The sequence below is a fragment of the Geodermatophilus bullaregiensis genome, from assembly GCF_016907675.1.
In the GTDB taxonomy this organism is placed as follows: Bacteria; Actinomycetota; Actinomycetes; order Mycobacteriales; family Geodermatophilaceae; genus Geodermatophilus; species Geodermatophilus bullaregiensis.
The window spans coordinates 2,619,696-2,643,640 of record NZ_JAFBCJ010000001.1; the positions used below are offsets into that span (position 1 = coordinate 2,619,696).

Consider the following 23,945-nt stretch of genomic DNA (forward strand, 5'->3'; position numbering starts at 1 on the left):
CGGGAGGCGCGCCGGTCAGCCGGTCGGCCGCTCCCGGGGCTCCGCGGCGTCGGCGCGCTGGGCGAGGACGACGGCGCCCAGCGCGAGCACCGTGCCGGCCAGCTGCGGGGCGGTGAGTCCCTCGCCGAGCAGCAGCCACCCCACGACCGTGGCGACGACGGGGGAGAGCAGGCCGAGGAAGCTGACCCGGTCGGCGGGCAGCCCGCCGATGCCGCGCAGCCACAGCACGTAGGCCAGCGCCGTGTTCACCGTCGCCAGGTAGAGCAGGCCGGCCGCGTGCGTGCCGGTCAGCGCGGGCGGCATCCCCTCCACGGCGAGCGCCAGCGGCAGCAGCACCGCGCCTCCCGCCGTCAGCTGCCAGCCGGTGAACGCCAGGACGGGCACCGGCCGCCCCCAGCGCTTGGTGAGCAGGACGCCGGTGCCCATGCTCGCCGTGCCGGCCAGCCCGGCCGCGATGCCGAGCGGGTCGAGGCGCACCGGACCGCTGAGCACGATCAGCGCGACGCCCCCGACCCCGAGGACACCGAGCAGCAGGCTCCGCGGCCGCAGCCGCTGACCGAGCAGGGGGACGGCCAGCACGGCCACCAGGAGGGGCTGCGCGGCGCCCAGGACGGCGGCGACCCCGCCCGGCAGCCGGTAGGCGGCGACGAACAGCAGCGCGAAGAACGCACCGATGTTGAGGACGCCGAGCACGGCGGCCTTGAGCCACCAGGTGCCGCGCGGCAGGACCCGGCCCACGGCCAGCAGCAGCAGCCCGGCGGGCAGCGCCCGCACCGTGGCGGCCAGCAGCGGCCGGTCCGGCGGCAGCCACTCGGTGGTGACGACGTAGGTGGTCCCCCAGGTCACCGGGGCGACCGCGGTGGCGAGGGTGAGCGACCACCCGTGCCCGAGGCGGGCCGGGGCCGGAGCGACCGGTGCGGACGTCGTCGTCGCGACCATGACGGTCCTCTCGTCGTCGTGTATCTCGATGTCAAGATACTCGGCGTCGAGTCACTGTCAACCGAGGGACGTGGCAGGCTGGGGACGTGGCGGGACGGGACGGGGTCGACGCGATCGTCGAGCAGTGGGCGGTCGAGCGTCCCGACCTCGACACCGCGGCCATGGCGGTGTTCGGCCGCGTCTACCGGGTCGCGCGCCTGGTCGGCGACGCGCAGGAGCGGTGCTACGCCCGGTTCGGGCTGACCCGCGCCGACTTCGACGTCCTGGCCACGCTGCGCCGCGCCGGCACGCCCGACGGGCTCTCACCGGGCCGGCTGACCGCCGCGCTCATGCTCAGCAGCGGGGGGATGACGAGCCGGCTCGACCGGCTGGAGCGGGCCGGCCACCTGGTCCGCACGCCCGACCCGACCGACCGGCGGGCCCTCCTCGTCCGGCTCACCGACAGCGGGCGGGCGCTGGTCGACGAGGCCGTCGGCGCCGGGCTGGCCGAGCAGCAGCGGATGCTCGGCGACCTCGACCCGGACCGGGTGCGCCGGCTCGACGGCGACCTGCGCGACCTGCTCGCCTCCGTCGAGCGGCACGTCGCGCCGGAGTAGCTGCAGCGGAGCGGCCGCTCCTCGTCCCGCGGGACCACCCGGCGACGGGGTGGGAGAGTGGACGCCGTGACCGAAGCGACTCCCGCACGCCGTGCCGTGCTCCACACCAACCACGGCGACATCACCGTCGACCTGTTCCCCGACCACGCGCCGAAGACGGTCGCGAACTTCGCGGACCTGGCCGAGGGGCGCCGCGAGTGGACCCACCCGCGCACCCGCGCGAAGACCACCGACCGCCTCTACGACGGCACCGTCTTCCACCGGATCATCGACGGCTTCATGATCCAGGGCGGTGACCCGCTGGGTCAGGGCATCGGCGGCCCCGGCTACCAGTTCGGCGACGAGATCCACCCCGACCTGGCCTTCACCCGGCCCTACCTGCTGGCCATGGCCAACGCCGGGCCCGGCACCAACGGCTCGCAGTTCTTCATCACCGTGGCCGCCACCCCGTGGCTGACCGGCAAGCACACGATCTTCGGCGAGGTGGCCGACCAGGCCAGCCGCGAGGTCGTCGACCGGATCGGCAAGGTCGCCACCGCGCGCGGTGACCGGCCGGTGGAGGACGTCGTCCTGCAGTCGGTCGAGGTGCAGCGCAGCTGACCGGCTCCCCGTCCGACGGGGGTGCCGGCGACGTCCCGCCGCCGGTGCCCCCGCCGACCACCTGTTACCGGCACCCCGACCGGCCGACCGGGGTCCGCTGCACCCGGTGCGACCGGCCGATCTGCCCCGAGTGCATGACGCCGGCCTCGGTCGGCTTCCAGTGCCCCGACGACGTCCGGGCGGGCAACGCCGGCGTGCGCCGCGCCCGGCCCGTCCCGCGCTGGACCGCCGCCCGCCGCCGCTTCGGGCCGGTGACCGCCACGCTCGTCGCGGTCAACGTCGTCGTCTTCGTCGTCACGGCCGTCTCGGCGGTGACGGTCGGTGAGCGGCCGCTGGAGAACTGGCGCTCGCCGGTGTTCCAGGAGTTCTCCCAGGTCCCCGTCCTCGTCGACGTCTTCGGCCAGGACTGGCGGCTGATCACCGGCGCCTTCCTGCACATCGGGATCACCCACCTGCTGCTCAACATGCTCAGCCTGCTGGTCTTCGGCCCCGAGCTGGAGGCCCGGCTGGGCTGGTGGCGCTACCTGGGCGTCTACCTCGTCTCCGCCCTCGGCGGCTCCGTGGCGATCCAGCTGTTCGGGGAGCCCGGCCGCCCCGTCGCCGGGGCGTCGGCGGCCCTCTACGGCCTGCTGGGCGCCCTGGGCGTGCTCATGCTCGCCGCCCGGCAGGACCTGCGCGGACTGCTCACCCTGCTGGCGATCAACGTCGTGATCAGCTTCCTGCCCGGTGTCTCGCTGCTCGGCCACCTCGGCGGCCTGGTCGCCGGCGTCCTCGCCACCGCGCTGCTGGTGCTCACCCGGCGGGCGCTGCAGCGGCGCCGCGCCGTGGTCCAGGGCGCCGGGCTGCTGCTGCTCGCCGCCGTGCTCGTGACCGTCGCGCTGGCCGTGCCCGTGCCCGTGGTGGTCCTCGGCCTCTGAAGGAGGACCCTCCTGCAGGGGCCCACGCCTCGCAGGCTCGACGTGGGCCCCTGCAGGAGGGCCGTTCCATCAGCTCACCGTGGCCGCAGGGCCTCCAGGGCCCGTGCGACGTCGGCCGGGTCGGTGCCCAGGTCACGGCGGCCCAGGACCACCAGCGTCCCGCCGTCGTCGGGGCCGCACGCGGTGTCGAGCTCGAGCAGGCGGGAGCGCACCCCGAGCCGGCTCGTCGTCCGCAGCCGCACCCGCAGGGCGGCCCAGGGCAGCCGCGTCCGGCCGGCGAGCGTGCGGACCTCCACGCCGTCGGCGCCCGCGGACAGCCGGGGCCGCAGCACGACGTCGCGGACGGCCAGGGCCAGCAGGAGCACCCCCGCCGTGCCCACCAGCACCCGGCCGACGGCGTCGAGCCCCAGGGCGGCCAGTCCGAGCAGCAGTCCCCCGAGTGCGAGGGCCACCGCCTCCGCCGTCCGCGCCGACCACTGCACGTCCCCAGCCTCCCAGGCGGCCGCCGTCCCCGCGGACCCTCCGTCCACAGGCCCCCGGACCTGGGGACGACCGCCCGTCACCGGGGATGTGCCCTGTTCAGCCGCGTGTCGACTGCTCGACAGTGCAGACCTGCTCGCACAGCGTGACCGCCCTCGTACACGGCCCACGTCGCTTTGTCCCCAGCTGGGTACACAGCTGGGGACAAAGCACAGACCTGTAGTTACTCGGCCGCCTTTCTCGTCACACGCGCCACACCAGACGTGAAGCCCGAGGTCAGCGCGGTGCAGTCGAACACCCGTTCTCCACACGTCGTGGACAACCCTGGGGGTGGAGCGCCTTGTCGACCTGTGGATCCCACGACGGCCTGTGCACAGTGACCGTCCACCCCCCGGGACGACGTCCGGGCGGCTGGTGTAGACGTCCCCGGTACGCGAGAGGCCCCCGTCCCCAGGGGACGAGGGCCTCGCGAGCGGTGGTCCGGCCCTCCTGCGGCGGGCAGGAGGGCCCGTCCTCAGCGCCAGCGCATCGACATGACCAGGCCGAGCACCATGGCGCCGAAGCCGATGGCGAAGTTCCAGGCCGACAGCGACGCCATGAACGGGATCTGGTCGCCGGCCACGTAGTAGACGACGATCCACAGCAGCCCGAGCACCATGAGCGTGACCATCAGCGGCGCCCACCAGCGTGGGCTCGGCTGCACGGCGCGCGCCTGGGACGTCCGGGACTGCAGCACACCCTCGGGCGGCGTGTAGACCGACTTCTTGCGCACCTTCGACTTGGGCACTCCGACCGACTCCTGTTCCCGGGGCACCGGTCCGTCGCGACCGGCACGTACTCGTCCCAGCCTAGGCTGAGAGGGGTGCAGGTCGGCTCTCCCGAGGGCCGTCGCTCCCCCCACGTGTCCCTGGAGCCGCCCGTGACCCCGCCTCCGACACCCGGGCCCCCGCCCCGCGGGCGCGCGGCGTGGGGCGCCCTGGTGCCCGTGGTGGCGCTGGCGGCGGGCCTGCTGTTCGCCACCTCCGGCCAGACCGCCCAGGGCTCGGACCTGCGCGCCGGCGACGTGACCGAGCTGTCCACGCTGATCGCCCAGCGCAACGAGGTCATCCTCGAGCAGGAGGCGCAGCTGGAGGCGCTGCAGCGCCGGGCCGAGGCGCTCACCGACCAGGCCGCCTCCCGCGACGGCGCGGTCGCGGCCGCCCGGGCGGCCGGCGAGGACGGCGCCCTGTCGGCCGGGCTGGTGGCGATGAGCGGGCGGGGCGTGGAGATCACCCTGGACGACGCACCGCGCCGTCCCGACGGCGGCCTGCCGACCGGCGCCCGGCCCGACGACGTCGTCATCCACCAGTCCGACGTCCAGGCGGTGGTGAACGCCGTGTGGGCCGCCGGTGCCGACGGCGTCGCGATCATGGACCAGCGGCTCGTGGCCACCAGCGCCGTCCGCTGCGTCGGCAACGTGCTGCTGCTGCAGGGGCGCACGTACTCGCCACCGTTCGTGGTCACCGCCATCGGGGACCCGGCGGCCGTCCGCACCCAGCTCGACGCCTCGCCGCAGGTGCAGGTCTTCCTGCAGGCGGTCGAGGACTACGGGCTGGGCTTCGCCTTCCGCGAGCGGCCCGACCTCACGCTGCCGGGCCACGACGCCCCGCCGGTCATGGAGTACGCCACAGCGGCCGACGGGTGAGCCCGGCCGCGGTGGGGAGCGGTGTAGACAGGAGGCGTGAGCCGTCCCGTCCTCGTCGTCGACAACTTCGACAGCTTCGTCTACAACCTGGTCCAGTACCTCGGGCAGCTGGGCGTGGAGTGCGTCGTGCGGCGCAACGACGCCGTCACCGTCGACGAGCTGGCCGACCTCGACGTCGCCGGGGTGCTGCTCTCCCCCGGTCCCGGGACGCCCGCCGGCGCGGGGGTGACCGTGCCGATGGTGCGCGCGGCCGCCGAGGCCGGCACGCCGGTGCTGGGTGTGTGCCTGGGCCACCAGGCCGTCGCCGAGGCGTTCGGCGCCGAGGTGGTGCGGGCGCCGGAGCTGTTGCACGGCAAGACCAGCGAGGTGGTGCACGACGGTGTCGGCGTGCTGGCCGGGCTGCCCTCGCCGTTCACCGCCACCCGCTACCACTCGCTGGCCGTCGACCGGACCACCGTGCCCGCCGAGCTCGAGGTCACCGGGACGACGCCCTCGGGCATCGTGATGGCGCTGCGCCACCGCGAGCTGCCCGTCGAGGGCGTGCAGTTCCACCCCGAGTCGGTGCTCACCCAGGGCGGGCACCGGATGCTGGCCACCTGGCTGGCGGCCTGCGGCCTGGCGCCCGACCCCGACGTGGTCGAGGCCGCCGCGGCCGGCGCCCGCCGGCTGTCGGCCACGCCTGCCTGAGCCGCGTCGGACCTCCGTACGACACGAGGGCCCCTCCCGTCCGGGAGGGGCCCTCGTGTCGTGTGCGGCAGGCGTCAGCCGGTCGGTGTCGCCGTGCTCGGGGTGGAGCTGCCCGTGGCGGGAACCTGCTGGACGACGAGCAGCGTGATCTGGCCGTCGGGCTCGACGGTCTGACCCGGCTCGGGGTCGCTGCCGGCCACGGTGCCCGGCGTCTGGCCGCCCTCGCCCTCGGTGGGCAGCACGGTGATCGTGCCGGTGAAGCCCGCCTGGGCCAGCGCCTGGCGCGCCTGCGCCTCGGTGGCGCCGACGATCGAGGTCGGCACGGTGACCTCCGCGGCGCCGCCGGACACCTGCAGGGTGATGTCGGTGTCGGCCGTGGCCTGGGTGCCGGCGGCCGGGTCGCTGGCGACGACCGTGCCGGCCGGCTGGTCGGAGTCGACCTCCTCGACCGTCACCCGGCCGAAGCCCGCCGTGCCGAGGGTGTCGCGGGCGGTGGCCTCGTCCTGGCGGACGACGTCCGGGATCTCGACGGTGCCGTCGGAGACCTCGAGGGTGAACGCGGTGTCCGGGGCGGCCTGCGAGCCCTGCGCCGGGTCGGCGGCGACGACGGTGTTCTCGTCCTCGAGCGAGTCGACCTGGTCGGTGTTGATGTTCCCCGTGAAACCGGCGTTGCGCAGCGCCGTCTCGGCGTCGTCGGCGTCGAGGTTGACGATCGGCGGCACGGTCAGCGTGCCGGGTCCGGCGCCCACCACGAGGGCCACCGTGCTCTCGCGCTCGACCTGGGCGCCGCTGGCCGGGTCGGTGCTGAGCACCAGGCCCTCCTGCTCGGCGCTGCTGGCCTGCGGGGTCACCGGGCCGACGGTCAGGCCGGCCTCGCGCAGGGCCGCCTCCGCCTCCGCCTGCGGGTCCCCGACCACGTCGGGCACCGCCACCCGGGCGACCTCGGCCGCGGGCGGCTCCTCGTCGCCGGAGTTCAGCAGCAGCGCCACCCCGACGACCGCGCCGACCAGCACGAGGGCGCCCACGACGAGTGCGACCAGCCGGTTGCGCCTGCGCCGGCGGGCGGCCTCGTCGTCGTCCCAACCGTCCTCGTCGCCGGGGAAGCCGGGGGTCGCGCCGAGGATGGTGGTCTTCTCCTCGTCACCCATCACCGGCGTCGCCTCGACCCGCTGCCCGGCCAGTGACCGGAGCAGGTCGTTGCGCATGTCCGCGGCCGACTGGTAGCGGTTGGCCGGGTTCTTGCTGAGCGCCTTGAGCAGGATCGCGTCGAGGTCCGGCGGGATCGCCGGGTTGATCGACGACGGCAGCCGCGGGTCCTCCCGGACGTGCTGGTAGGCCACCGAGACGGGGGAGTCGCCGGTGAACGGCGGCGCGCCGGTCACCAGCTCGTAGAGCAGGCAGCCCACCGAGTAGACGTCGGACCGGGCGTCGACGGCCTCGCCGCGCGCCTGCTCGGGGGAGAGGTACTGCGCGGTGCCGATGACCGCCGCGGTCGACGTCATCGTCGCGGCGGAGTCGGAGACCGCGCGGGCGATGCCGAAGTCCATCACCTTGACGGTGCCCTGGGGCGTGATCATCACGTTCCCGGGCTTCACGTCGCGGTGCACGATGCCGTTGCGGTGGCTGAAGTCCAGCGCCGCGCAGGTGTCGGCGGCCAGGCTCATCGCCCGCTCGGGCGGGAGCACGCCCTCCCGGCGGAGGACGTCGCGCAGCGTCTCGCCCTCGACGTACTCCATGACGATGTAGGGCGTCGCGCCCGACGGCGTCCGGTCCTCGCCGGTGTCGTAGACCGCGACGATCGCCGGGTGGTTCAGCGACGCGGCCGCCTGGGCCTCCCGGCGGAACCGCACCTGGAAGGAGGGGTCGCGGGCGAGGTCGCTGCGCAGCACCTTGACCGCCACCTCGCGGCCCAGGCGCAGGTCGCGACCGCGGTGCACCTCCGCCATGCCGCCGCGGCCGAGCACCCCGCCGATCTCGTAGCGCTCGCCGAGCACCTGGGGGGTGGTCATCGGTGGTCCTCTCGGGCGGTGCGCCGGCGCGTCGTGGGCGGGGCCGGGCACGGTCGAGCGCCGGGCAGGGACCCCCTCCCGGCGGGCAGCGTAACGGCCGAGGTGCCCGATGCCGGGACGGCGCGGGTGAGCGGCGTCACGCCTGCGGACCCTCGGCCACGGCCGCCCCACCGCCGGACTGCTGCCCGTTCGGGGGCACGTTCTGCTGCACCGGCGCGGTCGGTGTCGTCGTCGTCACCGCCGACGACGGGGCCGGTGCGGAGCTGCCGGGCTGGGTGTCCCCGCCCTCGTCCTCGCCCCCGCCCCCGCCCGGAGCGGGCTCCTCCTCGGGCTCCTCCTCGGCGGGCGGCGTGGTGGTCGGCGTCGGCGTCGGAGTGGGCGCCTGGGTGGTCGGGGTCGGGTTCCCGCCGTTCCCGCTGTTGCCGTTCCCGCTGTTGCCGTTCCCGTTGCCGCTGTTCCCGTTGCCGCTGTCGCCCTGCCCGTCGTCGCCGGAGCCCTGGTCCTCCTCGGGCTCCTCCTGCACGGGGCTGTAGCCGTCCTCGGCGACGGTGAGGGTCACGGTGCTGCCCGCGGCGACCTGCACGCCCGACGGGTCGACGCCGGCGACGTCGTTCGCGTCGAGCTCGAGGCCGAGGGCGGCGAGCTGGTCGGCGGTGGCGGCCGTCCGGGACACGACCAGGCCCAGCTCCTCCAGGTCGGCCTGCACGACGTCGGCGTCCTCGCCGAGGTACTCCGACGCCGCGCCGATGGTCACCTGCTGCGGCGCCGCGGTCGGCGCGCCCGTGGTGGGGGCACTGGTGGTGGTCTCCTCGGCGGTGGTGCCGCCGCTGTCGCCGTCCCCGCCCCCGAGGAGGAGGAAGGCGCCGGTCAGCAACCCGGCCAGGACCACCAGGCCGGCCACCAGCCACGCCCAGCGGCGGTTGCCCTGGCGGCGTTCGCTCTGCCGCCGCTCGCTGCGCCGCGGCTGCGGCGCCGGCCGTCCGTACTCCTGCTCGTCGTCGTCGACCGGCGGGCCCTGCAGCGGTGGCATGGTCCGCGCGTCGGCGGCGTGCCGTCCGCCCGTGCGCGGGCCCCCGGCCGCCGCTGCGGCGGCCCCGGCGGCGGCCGCTCCTGCGGCGGCGCCGGTCACCGGCCCGCCGAAGACGCGGGTGCCGTCGCCGCCCACCTCGGGGATGACCTCGGTCGCGGCCCCGGCCGCGGCGGCGGTGCCGGTGGCCGTGGTCGCCGGTGCCGGGCTCCCGCCGGCGGCGACCGCCCGGATCGCGGCGGCGAAGTCCGCGCCGTCGCTGAACCGGTCGTGGGGGTCCTTGGCCAGCGCCCGGTCCACGAGCCGGCGCACCGGGGCCGGGATGTCCGCCGGCAGCGGCGGGGGCTGCCGGTTGATGTGCGCCAGCGCGATGGCGACCTGGGAGGTGCCGTCGAACGGCCGCCCACCGGTGAGGCACTCGTAGCCGACGACGCCGAGGGAGTACACGTCGGAGGCCGCGGTGGTCTCCAGGCCCTGTGCCTGCTCGGGCGAGAGGTACTGCGCGGTGCCGACCACCATCCCGGTGCGGGTCAGCGGCGTCGCGTCGCGGGTCCGGGCGATGCCGAAGTCGGTCAGCTTCACCACGCCGTCGGGCCGCACGATGAGGTTGCCCGGCTTGATGTCGCGGTGGACGACGCCGGCGGCGTGCGCGGCCGACAGCCCGTCGGCGGCCTGGCCGAGCACGTGCAGCGTCCAGTCGACCGGCAGCCGCCCCTCCTCGTGCAGGATCTGCACGAGCGGCTTGCCCTCGACCAGCTCCATGACGAGGAAGGCCAGCTGCCCGGGGCCGCCGTCGGCGCTGGTCTCGCCGTAGTCGTAGACCGAGGCGATGTTCGGGTGCGACAGGGCCGCGGTGTGCCGGGCCTCGTTGCGGAACCGGGCCACGAAGCTCGGGTCGCCGGTGTACTCGCTGCGCAGGACCTTGGCGGCCACGATGCGGTCGAGCACGCGGTCGCGGGCGCGCCAGACCTCGCCCATGCCGCCGGTGGCGATCGGCTCGGTGATCTCGTAGCGGCCGGCCAGGACGGTGCCGGTGGACAGGGCCATCAGCCCCCCTGACCCTCGAGGTGCGCCTCGATCACCTCGCGGGCGATCGGTGCGGACGTGTCGCCGCCGGTACCCCCGCCGTTGGCCACGAACACCGCGACGGCGATCTGCGGGTCCTCGGCGGGGGCGAAGCCGATGAACCAGTTGTGGTCGGGGACGTCCTCGGCCACCTGGGCGGTGCCGGTCTTGCCGGTCACCGTGACGCCGGGGACGCGCGCGGCCCGGCCGCTGCCGTTGGCCACCACGCTCTCCATCATCTCCGTCAGCTGGCCGGCCACCTCGGCGCTGACCGGCTCGGAGAGCTCCTCCGGGTCGGCCCGGTCGATGACCGTGAGGTCGGGGGCGCGCACCTGGTCGACCAGGTAGGGCGTCATCAGTGTCCCGTCGTTGGCCACGGCCGCGGCCACCATCGCCGCCTGCAGCGGGGTCATCCGGACGTCGCGCTGGCCGATCGAGCTCTGCCCCAGCGCGGCCTCGCTCTCGATGTCGCCGACGCTGCTGCCGGCGGTCTCCATCGGGATCTCCAGGCCCTCGCCGGTCATGCCGAAGGCCTCGGCCATCTCCCGCACCCGGTCCTCGCCGAGGTCGATCCCCAGCTGGGCGAAGGCGGTGTTGCAGGAGATGGTCAGCGCGTCGATGAGCGACTGCTCCTGGCTGCTGCTGCACGAGGAGTTGCCGAAGTTGCGCAGCTGGGTCGAGGTGCCCGGCAGGGTGAGCGTGTCCGGCGCCGGGACGACGGTGTCGGGGGTGTACTCGCCCGACGCCAGGGCCGCGGCCGAGACGATGACCTTGAACACCGAGCCCGGCGGGTAGTTGTCCTGGATTGCCCGGTTCAGCCGCGGGTCGGCGTCCATCGCCTCGAGCTCGGCAGCGTAGGCGCGGATGGCGTCGGGGTCGTGGCTGGACAGCCGGCCGGGGTCGTAGGTCGGGGTGCTGGCCATGCCGAGCACCGCGCCGGTGGACGGGTCGAGCGCCACGACGGCGCCGGTGACGCCCTCGAGCCCGGCCATCGCGGCCTCCTGGACGGCGGGGTCGAGGGTGAGGACGACGTCGCCGCCGGCCGGGTCGCGGCCGGTGAACAGGTCGGCCAGCCGCTGGGTGAACAGCCGGGCGTCGGAGCCGGCGAGCACGTCGTTGGCCGCCTGCTCCATCTGCCAGCTGTTGTAGATCAGCGAGTAGTAGCCGGTGACCGGCGCGTACGTCGTCCCCTGCGGGTACTGGCGCAGGTAGGTCAGCGTGTCCTGGGTGGGCACCGACAGCGCCACCTCGGTGCCGTCGACGACGATCGAGCCGCGCTCGCGGGAGTACTCCTCGGTGAGCACGCGGGTGTTGCCCGAGTCCTCGCGCAGCTCGTCGGAGCGCACGACCTGGATGTAGTTGACGTTGACGATCAGCAGCGTGAACAGGACGAGCACGCTGATCGCGACGCGGCGCAGGGGTGCGTTCACGGCGTCACCACCTCGGTGGGCGCCTCGCCGATCGCCTGCTTGGGCGGTGCCGGCGGGGTGGCCGGACGGCGTGCGGCGTCGCTGATCCGCACCAGGATCGCCACCAGGCCGAAGTTGGCCACCAGCGACGAGCCGCCGTAGGCGACGAACGGGGTGGTCAGGCCGGTCAGCGGCAGCAGGCCGGTGACGCCGCCGAGGACGACGAACAGCTGCCAGGCGACGGCGAAGGCCAGCCCACCGGCCAGCAGCTTGCCGAAGGCGTCGCGCACGACCAGCGAGGTGCGCAGACCGCGCTCGACCAGGATCAGGTAGACGACGATCACCGCGACCAGGCCGAACAGGCCCAGCTCCTCGCCCAGCGCGGCGGCGATGAAGTCGCTCTTGGCCACCGGCACCTGGTCGGGGCGCCCGCCGCCGAGCCCGGCACCGAACAGGCCGCCGGTGCCCAGCCCGAACAGCGACTGGACCAGCTGGTAGCCGCCCTCGTCGCGGTAGGCGAAGGGGTCGAGCCAGGTGTCCACCCGGACCTGCACGTGACCGAACACCTGGTAGGCGAAGAACGCCCCGCCGGCGAAGAGCCCGAGACCGATGAGCAGCCAGCTGGCCCGCTCGGTGGCGATGTAGAGCATCACCACGAAGATGCCGAACAGCAGCAGCGAGCTGCCCAGGTCCCGCTCGAAGACCAGCACGAGGATCGACAGCGCCCAGGCGACCAGCACCGGGCCGAGGTCGCGGCCGCGGGGCAGCTCCAGCCCCGCGACCCGGCGGCTGGCCAGCGCGAGCACGTCGCGCTTGTCGACCAGGTAGGACGCGAAGAAGACGATCAGGCAGATCTTGGCGAACTCGCCGGGCTGGATGCTGAAGCCGGCGACGCGGATCCAGATCTTGGCGCCGTAGACCTCCGAGATCGAGGCGGGCAGCACGGCGGGGATCGCCAGCAGCACCAGCCCGACCAGCGCGAGGGTGTAGGCGAAGCGGGACAGCAGCCGGTGGTCGCGCAGGACGACCAGGACGGCGATGAACAGCCCGGAGCCGACGGTGGCCCACAGCAGCTGGACCGGCGCGTCCTCCGAGCCCGCGGCGGCGCCGACCTGCTCCCCGGCGAGGTCGAGCCGGTGGATCATGGTCAGCCCCAGGCCGGACAGCAGCGCGACCGCGGGCAGCAGCAACGGGTCGGCGTAGGGCGCGAACCGGCGGACGACGAGGTGCAGCACCGCCCACAGCGCGGCGAACCAGCCGCCGAACGTGGCCAGCTCCGGGCGCAGCGACCCGGTGACGGTGACGTCCACGATGGACTGCGCCGCGAGCGTGATGAGGACGGCGAAGCCCAGCAGCGCCAGCTCGGTGTTGCGCCGGGTGGGGATCGCCGTGCCCGGCGCCGCCGAGCGCGGGTCGGTCGAGGGGCCGCCGATCACTCGGCCTCCCGGCAGTCCACTCCGGGCTCGGGCGCCTCCGTCGGCGTCGACGACGTCGTGGTCGTCGTGGGTGCCGGCGCCGCCTGGGTCTCGGGCGCGGGCGCGCCGCCGTCGGGGACGGGGAGTGCGGGCTCGGCGGGCGGTTCGGTGGACGGCGCGGCCGGGGCGGAGGTGGCCGGGGTCGCGGAGGCCGCCTCGGAGGGGCACACGGGCAAGGCGGCGACGTGCAGGTCGGCGACGATGCGCTGGGCGTCGTCGGCGTCGTCGGCGTCGATGCCCTGCCGGACGTTGTTCTGGTCGTAGGAGCTCAGGTCGTCGAGCGCGATGTCGGTGACGTCGTCGAGCCGGTAGAGGTCCAGGCCGAGCAGGTCGGTGTTGAAGCCGCGGAAGACGGCCACGCGGTCGGCGCCGTCGGCGGCCGCGACCCCGACGAACCAGTGGGTGAGCACCCACAGCCAGGTCGCGATCCCGCCGGCGACCAGGACGAGAACCGTCCCCACAGCGAGGAACAGCCGCCGCCGAGGGCGGCGGCGGTCGGGGGGTGCGGCGGCCGTGGGTGCTGTCGGCGGGGGTGGTGGAGCCGGTGGCGGGTCGGCCAGCGCGGCCCGGCCGGCCGCCGACCGCGGGTCCACCTCGCGCTGTCCGCGGTTGTCCCCGGCGGCGCCGTCGACGACCGGCTCGATGAGGGTGCCCGAGCCGTTGTCCTCGACGACGTCGGCCACGATCACGGTGATGTTGTCCGGGCCGCCGCTGCGCAGCGCCAGCTCGATGAGCCGGTCGGCGGTCGACTGCGGGTCGGGGTCCCTGAGCGCCTCGGCGAGGGTCTCCTCGCTCACCACGCCGGACAGGCCGTCGGAGCACAGCAGGTAGCGGTCGCCGGCGCGCGCCTCGCGCATGGACAGGTCGGGGTCGACGTCCTGGCCGTTGAGCGCCCGCAGCAGCAGCGAGCGCTGCGGGTGGTGGTTGGCCTCCTCGGGCGTGATCCGCCCGTCGTCGATGAGGGTCTGCACGAACGTGTCGTCGTGGGTGATCTGGGTGAGCACGCCGTCGCGCAGCAGGTAGGCGCGGGAGTCGCCCACGTGGCACAGCGCCAGCCGGCCGCCGGCGAACAGGACGGCGGTGAGCGTGGTGCCCATGCCCTCCAGCTGCGGCGACTCGCGGATGACCTCGCGCAGGTGCTCGCTGCCGTCGAACACCGCCGAGCGCAGCGCCTGCAGCATGTCGCCGGAGGGCGCGTCGTCGTCGAGGTGCTCCAGGGCGGCGATGACGACCTTGCTGGCGACGTCGCCGGCCGCGTGACCGCCCATGCCGTCGGCCACGGCCAGCAGCCGGGGCCCGGCGTAGACCGAGTCCTGGTTGTTGCCGCGGACTAGACCGCGGTCGGAGCGGGCGGCGTAGCGCAGCGCGAGACTCATCGGACCCTGCTCACGTCTGGACTGCCGCTCCCCCTGGTCGTCGTCAACGCAGCTCCAGGGCGGTCTGGCCGATGCGGATCGGCTGGCCCGGGGCCACGAGCAACGGGCCCTGCACCCGCTGCTGGTCGAGGTAGGTGCCGTTGGTGGAACCCAGGTCCTCGACGTACCACTGTCCACCACGGTTGGTCAGTCGCGCGTGCCGGGAGCTGGCGAAGTCGTCGGTGAGGACGAGCGTGGAGTCGTCGGCGCGGCCGATGAGGATCGGCTGCTCACCGAGGGTGATCTTGGTGCCGGTCAGCGGGCCGGCGGTCACCACGAGCGTGCGCGGCCCGCGCCCGCGCTTGCGGCCGGGGGCCGCCGCCCGCGGCGGCACCGAGGCCACCCGCCCGGCGCGGCCGCCGAACAGGTCGGCGCGCACCACGCGGAACGCGGCGAAGATGAACAGCCACAGCAGCAGCAGGAACCCGAAGCGGAAGACCTGGAGGACGATCTCGGCGGTCACGACCGGCTCCCGGTGCTCTGCTCCCCGCGGGAGCCCGCGAGCTCGCTCACGTGCCGTCCTGCCGGTACACCAGGACCGAGTGGCCGATGCGGATCACGTCGCCGTCCGCGAGCGCCTGCCGGGTGATCTTGCGACCGTTGACCAGCGTGCCGTTGGTCGAGCCGAGGTCCTCGGCGAAGGCGGTGCCGTTGTCGAGGACGACGTCGACGTGCTTGCGGCTGACACCGGTGTCGGGCAGCCGGATGTCGGCGTCGGTGCCGCGGCCGATGACGTTGCGGCCGGTGGTCAGCTCGTGGCGGGTGCCGGGCCCGTCGACGACGAGCACGTGCGTGACGCCCGGGCGGGAGCCGGCCCGGCCGACCATCGACGGGTGCTGCTTGCCGGTGTCGGTGGCCACCCGGCCGCGCAGCGGCGGCAGCGGGGGGACGACGCCCGAGCCGGTCATCGGCGGCGGCGCCGGCGGGGGCACCGCTGCGACGTCGGCCCGGGAGGCCGGCCGCGCGGGGTCGGCGACGTGCGAGCTCACCTCGAACACGCCGGTGGGCAGGTCCTCGTCGCGCTCGAGGCGGACCTGGACCTCGCTGAAGACCTGCCAGCCCTCGGCCTCGATGTGCTCGGCGACCATGTCGGCGAGCTCGGCGGCCAGCTGGCCGGACCACTCGGCGAGGTTCTCGTAGTCGGTCGGGCCGAGCTTGACGTCGTAGACGTTGGGCGCGAGCACCCGCCCCTCACCGAGCACCGAGCGCTGCTCGTCGGCCTCCCGCTGCAGCGCCTTGGCGATCTCGGCAGGGTGGACCTTGCCCTTGAAGAGGCGGGCGAAGGCGAAGCCGACCATGCCCTCGAGTCGTCGCTCGAAGCGCTGCAGCACACCCACAGTCGCTCCTCCACGCTCGCTCGGACAGGTTGGCACTCCCCGGGTGATCGTAGCCGGGTGACGGGGCGGCGACCGGCCAGCAACGCCTGGGGGTGCGAGCGGGGCTGCGTGGGGCCGGTCGTCCCGGGGCGGGTCGACCCCCGGCGGCACGGGCGGCGGCGACCTCCCCCTCCGCGGTGCCGCGCCCGGTGGCTGCTAGTCTCTCTCCTCGCCAGGGCAAGTGGCGGAATGGCAGACGCGCACGGTTCAGGTCCGTGTGTCCGAGAGGACGTGGGGGTTCAACTCCCCCCTTGCCCACACCGACGACGACGGCCCCCGGGACCTCCCGGGGGCCGTTCCGCGTCTCCGGGCCGGGCGGGCCCCTACGCGGTGCCGGCGGTCTCCTGCAGGAAGGCGGCCGAGTCGTAGTACGTCCGGACGCCGGTCAGCTTGCCGTCGTGGGAGCCGTCGCCCTCGATGACGGTGACGCCGCGGTAGGTGAACGGCTTCCCGCTGCTCAGCGTGCCGCGCGACTCCCACTCGAGTGCGGCGGTCTTCTCGCCGACGGTGCTGGAGGTGAACGTCGTCTCCAGGTCGCCGAAGACGTTGCGGTAGTCCTCCCAGAACCGGCGGGCACCCTCGGGGCCGTGGGCCTCGTGGGTCTGGTTGAGCTTGATCAGGTCGGCGTCCTCGCCGGTGAGGTCGACCATCGGCTGCGGGTCGCGCTCGGCGTCGAGGTGGTGCAGGGCGTCGGTGAAGCGCTCGGTGAGCGTGTGCACGGGGGTCCTCCGGGGCTCTCGTCGGTCGGGGAGGCCCTACCCGGGCGGCCGGGCGCGCACCCGCCCGGTTCAGGCCGTCAGCTGCTGCCGGTCGCCGTCCCCGCCGCGGCGCTCCCCGAGGGTGCGCGCCAGCAGGACGACGCCCCACGGCCCGATCACCCAGACCGGCCACGGGTACTGCAGGTCGCCGGTGGCCAGCATCGACACCAGCCAGACGCCGACCACGATGACGGCGGTGGTCAGCCAGCCGGTCCAGGCGGCCCGCAGGTCGCCGCCCCAGGCGCCGTGCCAGGTCCCGCCGTACAGGGCGCGGGTGACGTCGTGCCGCTGGGGTGCCGGGCGGGTCGGGCGGGCGGGGCGGGGCAGGTCGGCGGTGAGCTCGGTCAGCTCGCCGTAGGTGCGGGCGGCGTGCGCGCGGGTGGCCCGGTCCTCGTACTCGGCCAGGTCCAGCCGGCCGTCGGCGAGCGACCGGTCCAGGGTGGTCACGACGGCGGCGCGGTCGGTGTCGCTGGCGCGCAGGTGCGGCTCGGGCATCTCGGGCTCCTCGTCAGGCGGTGTGCTCCGAGTCTTTCCCCCCGCCGTGCCCGTCACCATTGACAGACGTCACGGATCGGCCGTGCGTCCTGCACGGTCGGCCGTTCGCCGGCTCAGCCGTTGGCCGGTGCCGCCTCCTTGGCGAGGTGCTTGCCGATGACCATCCGCTGGATCTGGTTGGTGCCCTCGAAGATCTGCATGACCTTGGCCTCCCGCATGTACCGCTCGGCCGGGTGGTCGCGGGTGTAGCCGGCGCCGCCGAGGACCTGGACGGCGTCGGTGGTCACCTTCATCGCCGCGTCGGTGGCGACGAGCTTGGCGATGCTGGCCTGCCGCGAGTACGGCTGGCCGGCGTCCTTGCGGCGGGCGGCGACGAGGTAGGTGGCGCGGGCGGACTCGACCGCGGCGGCCATGTCGGCCAGCAGGAACGCGACGCCCTGGTGGTCGACGATGCGCCGGCCGAAGGCCTCCCGCTCCAGGGCGTAGGCGACGGCGACGTCGAGGGCGGACTGGGCCAGCCCGACGGCGACCGCGCTGACCCCGAGCCGGCCGGAGTCGAGCGCGCTCAGCGCGATGGCCAGGCCGCGGCCGGGCTCGCCGACCATGCGGCCGGCGGGCACCGCGACGTCGTCGAGGCGCATCGCCGCCGTCGTCGAGCCGGTCAGGCCCATCTTCTGCTCGGGCGGCGCGGCGGTGAACCCGGGCAGGTCGGGGGTGAGGTGGAAGCAGGAGATCGCCCGCTCGCCGTCGTCGGGGGTGCGCAGGAAGGTCGAGTAGAAGTCGGCGTGCCCGCCGTGGGTGACCCACGCCTTCTCCCCGGAGGCCACCCAGCCCTCGCCGTCGCGGACGGCGCGGGCGCGCATGGCGGCGGGGTCGGAGCCGGCGTGCGCCTCGGACAGGCAGTAGGCGCCCAGCAGCCGGCCGCCGACCATCTCGGGCAGCAGGTCGCGGCGCTGCTCCTCGGTGCCGAAGCGGTCCACCGGCCCGCAGGCGAGGGTGTGCACGCTGACGCCGAGCGCGACGCTGGCCCAGCGCATCGCCAGCTCCTCGACCACCTGCAGGTAGACGGCGTAGGGCTGCCCGCCCCCGCCGACGTCCTCGCCGAAGGGCAGCCCGAGCAGGCCGACCTCGCCCAGCTTCGCGAACACCTCCCGGGGGAAGCGCTCCTCGCGCTCGTACTCCGCGGCCCGCGGCGCCAGCTCGGCGTCGGCCAGCTCGCGGGTGAGCGCGATCAGGTCGGCGGCCTCCTGGGTGGGCAGCTCTCGGTCGACGGCCACGGGGTCCCCCTCGTCGCGGATCAGTGGTACTGCGAACGGTACCGCAGTACTGTCCGGCGTCCAGGCGGATGCTGACCGGCCGGGGAGGTGTGGTGACCACGACGGAGCGCGGCGAGCGGCGGCTGACCGCCCGCCAGGCCCAGCTGCTCGACCAGCTGGAGGAGCTCTTCCTGGCCGAGGGCTTCGCCGGGTTCACGCTGGAGGACCTCGCCGTCCGGCTGCACTGCTCGAAGACGACGCTCTACGCGCTGGCCGGCAGCAAGGAACAGCTCGCCGTCCGGGTGGTGCGGCACTTCTTCCGCCGCGCGACCGCCGCCGTCGAGGCCCGCACGGCCACCGAGGACGACCCCGCGCGGCGGGTGACCGCCTACCTGGAGGCCGTGGCCCGGGCCCTGACCCCGGCGTCGCGGGCCTTCCACCGCGACCTGGAGACCTTCCCGCCGGGGCGCGCGGTGTACGAGCACAACACCGCCGTCGCCGCGCAGCGGGTGAGCGCGCTGATCGCCGACGGCGTCGCGGCCGGCCGGTTCCGCGAGGTGCACCCGGGCCTGGTGGCCGACACGGTGACCACGCTGATGCTGCGCATCGGCCGCGGGGACACCGCCCGCGCCACCGGCCTGGACGACGCCGCGGCCTACCGGGAGCTGGCCGCGCTGCTGCTGCACGGGATCAGCCGGTGAGCCACGGGACCGCCGCGTGTCCCGCCGCGCAGGCCGTGAGCCCGCGGGACGGCCGGCGCCCGTGACGGGCGGGCGCCCGGGGCGCCGCTGTAACGCTGCGCCCGAGCCGGACATGGAGGGGTGTGATCGCGATGCACGGGCCACCGCCGCCCTCGACCGACGACCCGCCCGTGTCCGTGCAGCAGCGGTTCGAGGAGGCCTACCGCGCGTCCGGCACGGCCGTGCTGGGCTACGCGCTGCGCCGGTCGGCCTCGCGGGAGGACGCCCTCGACGTCGTCGCCGAGACCTTCGTGACCGCCTGGCGGCGGCTGGCCGACATGCCGCCGGCGGACGACGAGGTCCGGCCGTGGCTGTTCGGCATCGCGCGGCTGTGCCTGGCCAACGCGGCCCGCGGCAGCCGCAGGGCGGTGCGGCTGGGGGAGCGGCTGGCCGACGCGCTGACCGACGTCGTCGTCCCCGACCCGGCGGCGCTGCACGAGGACGGCGCGCGGCGCCGGCTGGTGCGGGCGGCCCTCGACCGGCTGTCCCCGGAGGACCGCGAGCTCGTGACGCTGGTCGCGTGGGAGGGCCTCACGCCCGCGCAGGCGGCCACCGCCCTGGGCGTCCCGGCCGGCACCGCGCGGGTGCGGCTGCACCGGGCGCGCACCCGGCTGCGTGCCGCCCTGTCCGGCCCCGCCGACGCCCAGGAGGACGACCGTGATCAGTGACCGTGAACTGGACGACCTGCTCGTCGCTGCGGCGGGCGTCCGCGACGCCGACCTGCCGAACCTGCCCGACGACCTCCTGGACCTCGTCACGGCCGACGCCGGCCCGTCGCTCGTCGCGGCCGCCGACGTCGGACGAGAGCCGGCGTCGGTGGTCGCCGCCCGCCAGCTCGTCGCCGACGCGCACGAGGCGCGCACCGCGCCGCGGCCGCGTCGCCCCCGCCGCAGGACGCTCGTCCGCGTCGCCACGGCGGTGGTCGCCATCGCGGCCGCCTGGACGACGGCCGTCGTGGTCGCCCCGCGGGAGTCCCCCGACCCGCGTCGCACCACGCCGTCGACGGGCGCTCCGGTGTCGCCGGGCGAGATCGCGCTCGTCGCCGGCGAGCCGGTCGTCTTCCCGCTGTCGCTCGACCCCGCACCCGAGGGCCTGACACCGACGTTCAGTCGACGTGGGGGCGTCGCCGCCCACGGGAGCACGCCACCGTTCTCCGTCGCCGACTACTCGTCCGCCGACGGGGACCGGGTCCTGGTCAGCCTCTTCCCCGAGGACCCGCGCTCGAACGAGGACTACGGGTTCCGGCCGGAGGGCGACCCGACCGGGACCGCGACCGTCGACGGGGTCCAGGCGGGGGTCTGGCCCGAGGCGGGGGGCGTCAGCCTGCTCTGGCAGCGACCGGGTGGGCAGTGGGTCTGGCTGCTGGGCGAGGGGGACCTCGCGGGGACCGGGGCGCTGGTCGCGGTGGGGGAGTCGCTGGTGGACCGGCCCCAGCCGGTGGGGCTCCACTTCGGACTGGCCCCGGCCGGCTGGTCGGTGGGCGGGTACGAGGAGAGCCGGAGCCTCGACCTGGTCAGCGACACCGACCCGGAGCAGCTCCTGCGCGTCAGTCTGGTCGGGCGCGAGTACCCCGGGACGCTGGACGAGCTGCTCGAGGGGATCTCGTTCGCCGAGCCACCGGAGCCGGTGACCGTGCAGGGGCAGCCGGCCCGGCTGGCACTCGCCAGTGGGGACGGCGGCTCGCCCTACCGGTACCTCGTGGGACAGCTCGACGGCGGGCCGTTCTTCGTCCTCCTGGCTCCCGAGGCACTGACCCAGGAGCAGGTGCTGCAGATCGCCGAGCAGGTCACCTACACGCCCTGAGCATGGCACGGCGCGCCGCACGACCGTCCGCTGGACCAGCGGGCGGTCGTGCGGCGCGTGTGGGTGGCGCGGTGCGGGTCGTCAGGCTGCGGGTCGGAGGCCGGCGCCGACGAGGATCTCGGTGCCGTCGGGCCGCCAGGTGCGCCATCGGCCATCGGGTTGTCGTTCGACGCGGAAGCCGTGGTGGACCTTGGTGTGGTGCCGCTCGCACAGCAGCGCCGAGTTGGCCAGGCTGGTCTCGCCGCCGTCGAGCCAGTGGACCAGGTGGTGCACGTCGCACCACCAGGTCGGCGCTCCGCAGCCGGCGAACACGCACCCGCCGTCGCGCAGGTCCACCGCGCGACGCAGGTAGCGGCCGGCGAGGCGCTGCTCGCGGCCCAGGTCCAGTGGCGCCCCGTCGGGGCCCATCACCACGCGGGAGACGGTGGCGTCGCAGGCGATCCAGCGGGCGCGGGCGGCGGAGATCACCGCACCGAAGCCGAGCTGGGCGGTCGCCGGACCGGTGGCCGGGTCGGTGAGGTCGTCGAGGTCGATGCGCACGGCCACGTGTGGCTTGACGGTCCGCAGGACGGGCAGGGAGCCGCCGGCCAGCGCGTTGTCGGCCAGCTGGACGAAGGCGTCACCGAGCTGCTGGGTGCGGCTGCGGTCGTCACCGGCGCACCGGCCGGCCTGCAGGATCGCCTCCAGCGCGGCCTGCACCTTCTCCCCACCCACGGCGTCGAGGTCGAAGCGGCCGCTGATCGACCCGTCGGCGTGCTTGGCGATGACCAGCCGCCGCCCCTCGGTGGGGTCGGGTTCAGGACCGTCGGGATCCAGCCGCGCCAGGTAGCCCTGCACGACCTCGGCCAGCTCCTTATGTGCCTTGGCAGCGGCCACCACCGCCAGTGCGGCGTCCACCTCGCCGAGGTCCACGTCCTGCGCGGCCGCCTTCGCCACGTTGTCCGGCTCACCGATCTGGGCGATGACGGCGGCCTGCCCGGCGGTGATCGAGCCGGCGGCGAACGCCGCCTCGACTGCCGGGAGCTGCTCCAGCGCCCGACCGGTCCTGACCAGCCGGGAGGCATCGGTGTCGGACAGGTGCCCGTGCCCGCGCAGCCACGAGGCCATGGACTTCAGGCCGTCGTGCTCCGGGGCCTGCGCCAGCTCACCCTGCCGCACCACACGGGCCAGGTGCGCGGCGAGCTTGTTGCTGGCGGTCAGCAGCCCGCGCAGCCGCTCGTTGAGCTGTGGACCCAGCATCGCGTGTAGGTCGTCGTCGGCCAGATCGTCGATCGCGGCCAGCAGCGCACCCACCGCGTCTCCCGGTCGACTCGAACGCATGTACGAACTCTAGCGTCTCCGCGTGCTGTGCGCGACCTGAATGCCCAGGTCAGGGCTTCGCCCACAACTCCGCGGAACGACGTGACAGACCACAGACGCGGCCGGGCGAACGGACCGAGCACTGCCGTGGCGCTGCGGCCCCCGCGTCGGGTCGGGATCACGGCAGGGCCCGCGACGCCGACCCGCCGGCGGCCCCGCCTGACGGGCGCGGCGGACTGTGGTGGGCTGCCCCCATGAGCAACGTCCCGCCCATGACGGCCTGGCCCGCCACCGAGCCGGTCGACGTCGAGCTGGTCAGCGGCGACGCCCGGCTCGCCGTCGACCTGCGCGGCGGCGGCCTGCGCGCGCTCTCCGTCGGCGGCTGGGACGTCCTCGACGGCTACCCGGCCGGCACGGTGCCCACCGGGCGGCGCGGCGGCGTCCTGCTGCCCTGGCCCAACCGGCTGCGGGACGGGCAGTGGACGTGGGAGGGCCGGCAGTTGCAGCTCGACGTCGCCGCCCCCGGCAAGCCCGCGGCGCACGGGCTGGTCACCTGGCAGACGTGGACGGTGCTCGCCCGCCACTCCGACGCGCTCACCGTGGGCACCGTCGTCGAGGCGCGGCCGGGCTACCCCTTCCGCCTGGCCGCCGCCGTCGACACGCTCCTGGCGCCCGACCGGCTCACCGTCACCGTCCGCGTGCGCAACGCGGGCGACCGGCCCGCGCCCTTCGGCGCCGGCATGCACCCCTACCTCTCCGTCGGCGCGACGGAGGACGGTGGCATCGGCGACGCCGAGGTCACCGTCCCCGCCCGCACCGCGCTGGACCTCGACGGCGGCCTGCCCACGGGCACCCGCCGTCCCTTCGACGGCGCGGTCGGCCGGATCGGGGACCGCGCGCTCGACGACGCCGTCACCGACCTCGACCGTGACGGCGACGGCTGGGCGCGCGTCCGGCTGCGGGGCAGCGCCGGCGAGCTCGAGCTGGCCGTGGACGGGGCCTGGCCGTGGCTGCAGGTCTACAGCGGCGAGACGCTGCCCGAGGGCCAGCGCCGGCGCAGCCTCGCCGTCGAGCCCATGACCTGCCCGCCCAACGCGCTGGCCGACGGCGTCGACCTCGTCGTCCTCGACCCGGGGGAGACCTGGTCGGGCACCTGGACCCTGCGCTGGACCCCCGGAGGCTGACGTGCACGTGCAGGAGCTGTGGCGCTACCCGGTCAAGTCGCTGCAGGGCGAGCGGCTCGACGCCGCCGACGTCGGGCCCGAGGGCCTGGCCGGCGACCGGCAGTGGGCGCTGTTCGACCGGTCCACCGGCTACGGCCTGACCGCCCGCCGCGTGCCCGACCTGCTGTTCGCGGCGGCCCGGCTGCGCGCCGACGGCGACGTGGAGGTCGTCCTGCCCGACGGCACGGTCACCGCCGCCGACGACGTCCTCTCCGCCTGGCTCGGCCGGCAGGTGACCCTGCGCCGGGCCGAGACCGAGCGCGGTCCGCGGCAGTACGAGAACCCGGGCGTGGTGGCGGCGGACGGCGAGTACGAGTGGGACGCCTTCGAGGGGGCGAGCGGCGCCTTCCACGACAGCTCCCGCATCCGCGTCTCGCTGGTCTCCACCGGCACCCTGGGCACCTGGGACCGGCGGCGGTTCCGGTCGAACGTGCTGCTGGCCGGGGAGGGGGAGGACGAGCTGGTCGGCGGGAGGGTCCGGCTCGGGGCGGCGGTGCTCGACGTGGGCACGCCGGTGAGCCGCTGCGTGATGGTGACCCGACCGCAGCCCGGCGGCATCGGCCGCGACACCTCGGTCCTCAAGACCGTCCACCGGGAACGCGGCGGCGCCCTCGCCGTCGGGGCCCTCGTGCCCGTCCCCGGCCGGGTGGCGGTCGGCGACGAGCTGCTCCCGGCCTGAGCGGAGAGACTGG

At 75.2% G+C, this 23,945-nt stretch carries 24 protein-coding genes and 1 tRNA gene; 11 read left to right on the top strand and 14 right to left on the bottom strand.

What is annotated here, in order from left to right; translation table 11 throughout:
• Nucleotides 1-15: 15 nt before the first annotated feature.
• Nucleotides 16-939: an EamA family transporter gene (locus JOD57_RS12320; RefSeq protein ID WP_204692290.1), complete on the bottom strand. Its 924-nt coding sequence runs from the start codon at nt 937-939 to the stop codon at nt 16-18.
• Nucleotides 940-1,025: 86 nt separating this feature from the next.
• Here JOD57_RS12320 and JOD57_RS12325 point away from each other — a divergent pair, with 86 nt between their 5' ends.
• The 3 genes from JOD57_RS12325 to JOD57_RS12335 all read left to right on the top strand — a co-directional run bounded on the left by JOD57_RS12325 (nt 1,026) and on the right by JOD57_RS12335 (nt 3,052).
• Nucleotides 1,026-1,535: a MarR family winged helix-turn-helix transcriptional regulator gene (locus JOD57_RS12325; RefSeq protein WP_204692291.1), complete on the top strand. Its 510-nt coding sequence runs from the start codon at nt 1,026-1,028 to the stop codon at nt 1,533-1,535.
• Nucleotides 1,536-1,601: 66 nt separating this feature from the next.
• A complete protein-coding gene (locus JOD57_RS12330) occupies nt 1,602-2,135 on the top strand; it encodes a peptidylprolyl isomerase (protein WP_204692292.1) in 534 nt (177 codons plus the stop codon).
• Nucleotides 2,136-2,269: 134 nt separating this feature from the next.
• A complete protein-coding gene (locus JOD57_RS12335) occupies nt 2,270-3,052 on the top strand; it encodes a rhomboid family intramembrane serine protease (RefSeq protein WP_239568418.1) in 783 nt (260 codons plus the stop codon).
• 74 nt (nt 3,053-3,126) lie between these two features.
• On the opposite strand, the gene JOD57_RS12340 is transcribed toward JOD57_RS12335, so the two are convergent.
• Together JOD57_RS12340 and crgA are read right to left on the bottom strand one after the other, a co-directional pair.
• Complete coding sequence (locus tag JOD57_RS12340) at nt 3,127-3,534, bottom strand: PH domain-containing protein (protein ID WP_204692294.1); 408 nt, start codon at nt 3,532-3,534, stop codon at nt 3,127-3,129.
• A gap of 512 nt (nt 3,535-4,046) precedes the next feature.
• Nucleotides 4,047-4,319, bottom strand: a complete 273-nt coding sequence (crgA, locus tag JOD57_RS26865) for a cell division protein CrgA (protein ID WP_204692295.1) — start codon at nt 4,317-4,319, stop codon at nt 4,047-4,049.
• A gap of 132 nt (nt 4,320-4,451) precedes the next feature.
• Here crgA and JOD57_RS12350 point away from each other — a divergent pair, with 132 nt between their 5' ends.
• The gene (locus JOD57_RS12350; protein WP_204692296.1) at nt 4,452-5,216 is read left to right on the top strand and encodes a DUF881 domain-containing protein; all 765 of its coding nucleotides are present in this window, start codon (nt 4,452-4,454) and stop codon (nt 5,214-5,216) included.
• A 36-nt stretch (nt 5,217-5,252) separates the two neighbouring features.
• Nucleotides 5,253-5,903: an aminodeoxychorismate/anthranilate synthase component II gene (locus tag JOD57_RS12355; protein WP_204692297.1), complete on the top strand. Its 651-nt coding sequence runs from the start codon at nt 5,253-5,255 to the stop codon at nt 5,901-5,903.
• A gap of 74 nt (nt 5,904-5,977) precedes the next feature.
• Here JOD57_RS12355 and pknB read toward each other — a convergent pair whose 3' ends face one another.
• From pknB to JOD57_RS12390, 7 genes are all read right to left on the bottom strand, one after another.
• Nucleotides 5,978-7,912 (bottom strand): Stk1 family PASTA domain-containing Ser/Thr kinase, encoded by a 1,935-nt coding sequence (gene pknB / locus JOD57_RS12360; protein WP_204692298.1) that lies wholly within the window; start codon nt 7,910-7,912, stop codon nt 5,978-5,980.
• Nucleotides 7,913-8,048: 136 nt separating this feature from the next.
• Nucleotides 8,049-9,986, bottom strand: coding sequence for a serine/threonine-protein kinase (locus JOD57_RS12365; protein WP_204692299.1), 1,938 nt, complete (start codon nt 9,984-9,986; stop codon nt 8,049-8,051).
• The gene (locus JOD57_RS12370; RefSeq protein ID WP_204692300.1) at nt 9,986-11,434 is read right to left on the bottom strand and encodes a peptidoglycan D,D-transpeptidase FtsI family protein; all 1,449 of its coding nucleotides are present in this window, start codon (nt 11,432-11,434) and stop codon (nt 9,986-9,988) included. The genes JOD57_RS12365 and JOD57_RS12370 overlap by 1 nt, the downstream gene beginning before the upstream one ends.
• The gene (locus JOD57_RS12375; RefSeq protein WP_307824642.1) at nt 11,431-12,849 is read right to left on the bottom strand and encodes an FtsW/RodA/SpoVE family cell cycle protein; all 1,419 of its coding nucleotides are present in this window, start codon (nt 12,847-12,849) and stop codon (nt 11,431-11,433) included. The genes JOD57_RS12370 and JOD57_RS12375 overlap by 4 nt, the downstream gene beginning before the upstream one ends.
• Nucleotides 12,846-14,264, bottom strand: a complete 1,419-nt coding sequence (locus JOD57_RS12380; RefSeq protein ID WP_204692301.1) for a PP2C family protein-serine/threonine phosphatase — start codon at nt 14,262-14,264, stop codon at nt 12,846-12,848. Before JOD57_RS12380 ends, JOD57_RS12375 begins: the two co-directional genes overlap by 4 nt.
• Before the next feature lie 43 nt (nt 14,265-14,307).
• On the bottom strand, nt 14,308-14,766 hold the full coding sequence (locus JOD57_RS12385) for an FHA domain-containing protein FhaB/FipA (RefSeq protein ID WP_089405435.1): 459 nt from the start codon (nt 14,764-14,766) through the stop codon (nt 14,308-14,310).
• Nucleotides 14,767-14,812: 46 nt separating this feature from the next.
• Nucleotides 14,813-15,640 (bottom strand): FHA domain-containing protein, encoded by an 828-nt coding sequence (locus JOD57_RS12390; protein ID WP_204692302.1) that lies wholly within the window; start codon nt 15,638-15,640, stop codon nt 14,813-14,815.
• Between the two features lie 214 nt (nt 15,641-15,854).
• Here JOD57_RS12390 and JOD57_RS12395 point away from each other — a divergent pair.
• Nucleotides 15,855-15,937: transfer RNA gene (locus tag JOD57_RS12395), tRNA-Leu, on the top strand.
• 65 nt (nt 15,938-16,002) lie between these two features.
• On the opposite strand, the gene JOD57_RS12400 is transcribed toward JOD57_RS12395, so the two are convergent.
• The 3 genes from JOD57_RS12400 to JOD57_RS12410 form a co-directional block, all read right to left on the bottom strand.
• Complete coding sequence (locus JOD57_RS12400) at nt 16,003-16,398, bottom strand: nuclear transport factor 2 family protein (RefSeq protein ID WP_204692303.1); 396 nt, start codon at nt 16,396-16,398, stop codon at nt 16,003-16,005.
• Nucleotides 16,399-16,467: 69 nt separating this feature from the next.
• Entirely contained in the window at nt 16,468-16,932 is a 465-nt protein-coding gene (locus JOD57_RS12405; protein WP_204692304.1) for a DUF1707 SHOCT-like domain-containing protein, read from the bottom strand.
• Between the two features lie 113 nt (nt 16,933-17,045).
• Complete coding sequence (locus JOD57_RS12410; protein WP_204692305.1) at nt 17,046-18,209, bottom strand: acyl-CoA dehydrogenase family protein; 1,164 nt, start codon at nt 18,207-18,209, stop codon at nt 17,046-17,048.
• Nucleotides 18,210-18,301: 92 nt separating this feature from the next.
• Here JOD57_RS12410 and JOD57_RS12415 point away from each other — a divergent pair, with 92 nt between their 5' ends.
• From JOD57_RS12415 to JOD57_RS12425, 3 genes are all read left to right on the top strand, one after another.
• Nucleotides 18,302-18,889 (top strand): TetR/AcrR family transcriptional regulator, encoded by a 588-nt coding sequence (locus JOD57_RS12415; RefSeq protein WP_307824643.1) that lies wholly within the window; start codon nt 18,302-18,304, stop codon nt 18,887-18,889.
• A gap of 170 nt (nt 18,890-19,059) precedes the next feature.
• Nucleotides 19,060-19,596 carry an RNA polymerase sigma factor gene (locus tag JOD57_RS12420; RefSeq protein WP_204692307.1) on the top strand — a complete coding sequence of 179 codons (537 nt, stop codon included), beginning with the start codon at nt 19,060-19,062 and terminating at the stop codon, nt 19,594-19,596.
• Nucleotides 19,586-20,731: a hypothetical protein gene (locus tag JOD57_RS12425; protein WP_204692308.1), complete on the top strand. Its 1,146-nt coding sequence runs from the start codon at nt 19,586-19,588 to the stop codon at nt 20,729-20,731. Before JOD57_RS12420 ends, JOD57_RS12425 begins: the two co-directional genes overlap by 11 nt.
• 81 nt (nt 20,732-20,812) lie before the next feature.
• On the opposite strand, the gene JOD57_RS12430 is transcribed toward JOD57_RS12425, so the two are convergent.
• Nucleotides 20,813-22,051, bottom strand: a complete 1,239-nt coding sequence (locus JOD57_RS12430; RefSeq protein ID WP_239568421.1) for an HNH endonuclease signature motif containing protein — start codon at nt 22,049-22,051, stop codon at nt 20,813-20,815.
• A gap of 251 nt (nt 22,052-22,302) precedes the next feature.
• Here JOD57_RS12430 and JOD57_RS12435 point away from each other — a divergent pair, with 251 nt between their 5' ends.
• Nucleotides 22,303-23,214 (top strand): aldose epimerase family protein, encoded by a 912-nt coding sequence (locus JOD57_RS12435; RefSeq protein ID WP_239568423.1) that lies wholly within the window; start codon nt 22,303-22,305, stop codon nt 23,212-23,214.
• A 1-nt stretch (nt 23,215) separates the two neighbouring features.
• Nucleotides 23,216-23,932: an MOSC domain-containing protein gene (locus JOD57_RS12440; RefSeq protein WP_204692310.1), complete on the top strand. Its 717-nt coding sequence runs from the start codon at nt 23,216-23,218 to the stop codon at nt 23,930-23,932.
• Nucleotides 23,933-23,945: the final 13 nt, after the last annotated feature.

Coding starts and splice junctions, on each gene's coding strand:
- JOD57_RS12380 (WP_204692301.1), bottom strand. CDS start 14,264: ATGAGTCTCGCGCTGCGCTACGCCGCCCGCTCCGACCGCGGTCTAGTC.
- JOD57_RS12430 (WP_239568421.1), bottom strand. CDS start 22,051: ATGCGTTCGAGTCGACCGGGAGACGCGGTGGGTGCGCTGCTGGCCGCG.
- JOD57_RS12365 (WP_204692299.1), bottom strand. CDS start 9,986: ATGGCCCTGTCCACCGGCACCGTCCTGGCCGGCCGCTACGAGATCACC.
- JOD57_RS12320 (WP_204692290.1), bottom strand. CDS start 939: ATGGTCGCGACGACGACGTCCGCACCGGTCGCTCCGGCCCCGGCCCGC.
- JOD57_RS12405 (WP_204692304.1), bottom strand. CDS start 16,932: ATGCCCGAGCCGCACCTGCGCGCCAGCGACACCGACCGCGCCGCCGTC.
- pknB (WP_204692298.1), bottom strand. CDS start 7,912: ATGACCACCCCCCAGGTGCTCGGCGAGCGCTACGAGATCGGCGGGGTG.
- JOD57_RS12435 (WP_239568423.1), top strand. CDS start 22,303: ATGACGGCCTGGCCCGCCACCGAGCCGGTCGACGTCGAGCTGGTCAGC.
- JOD57_RS12335 (WP_239568418.1), top strand. CDS start 2,270: ATGACGCCGGCCTCGGTCGGCTTCCAGTGCCCCGACGACGTCCGGGCG.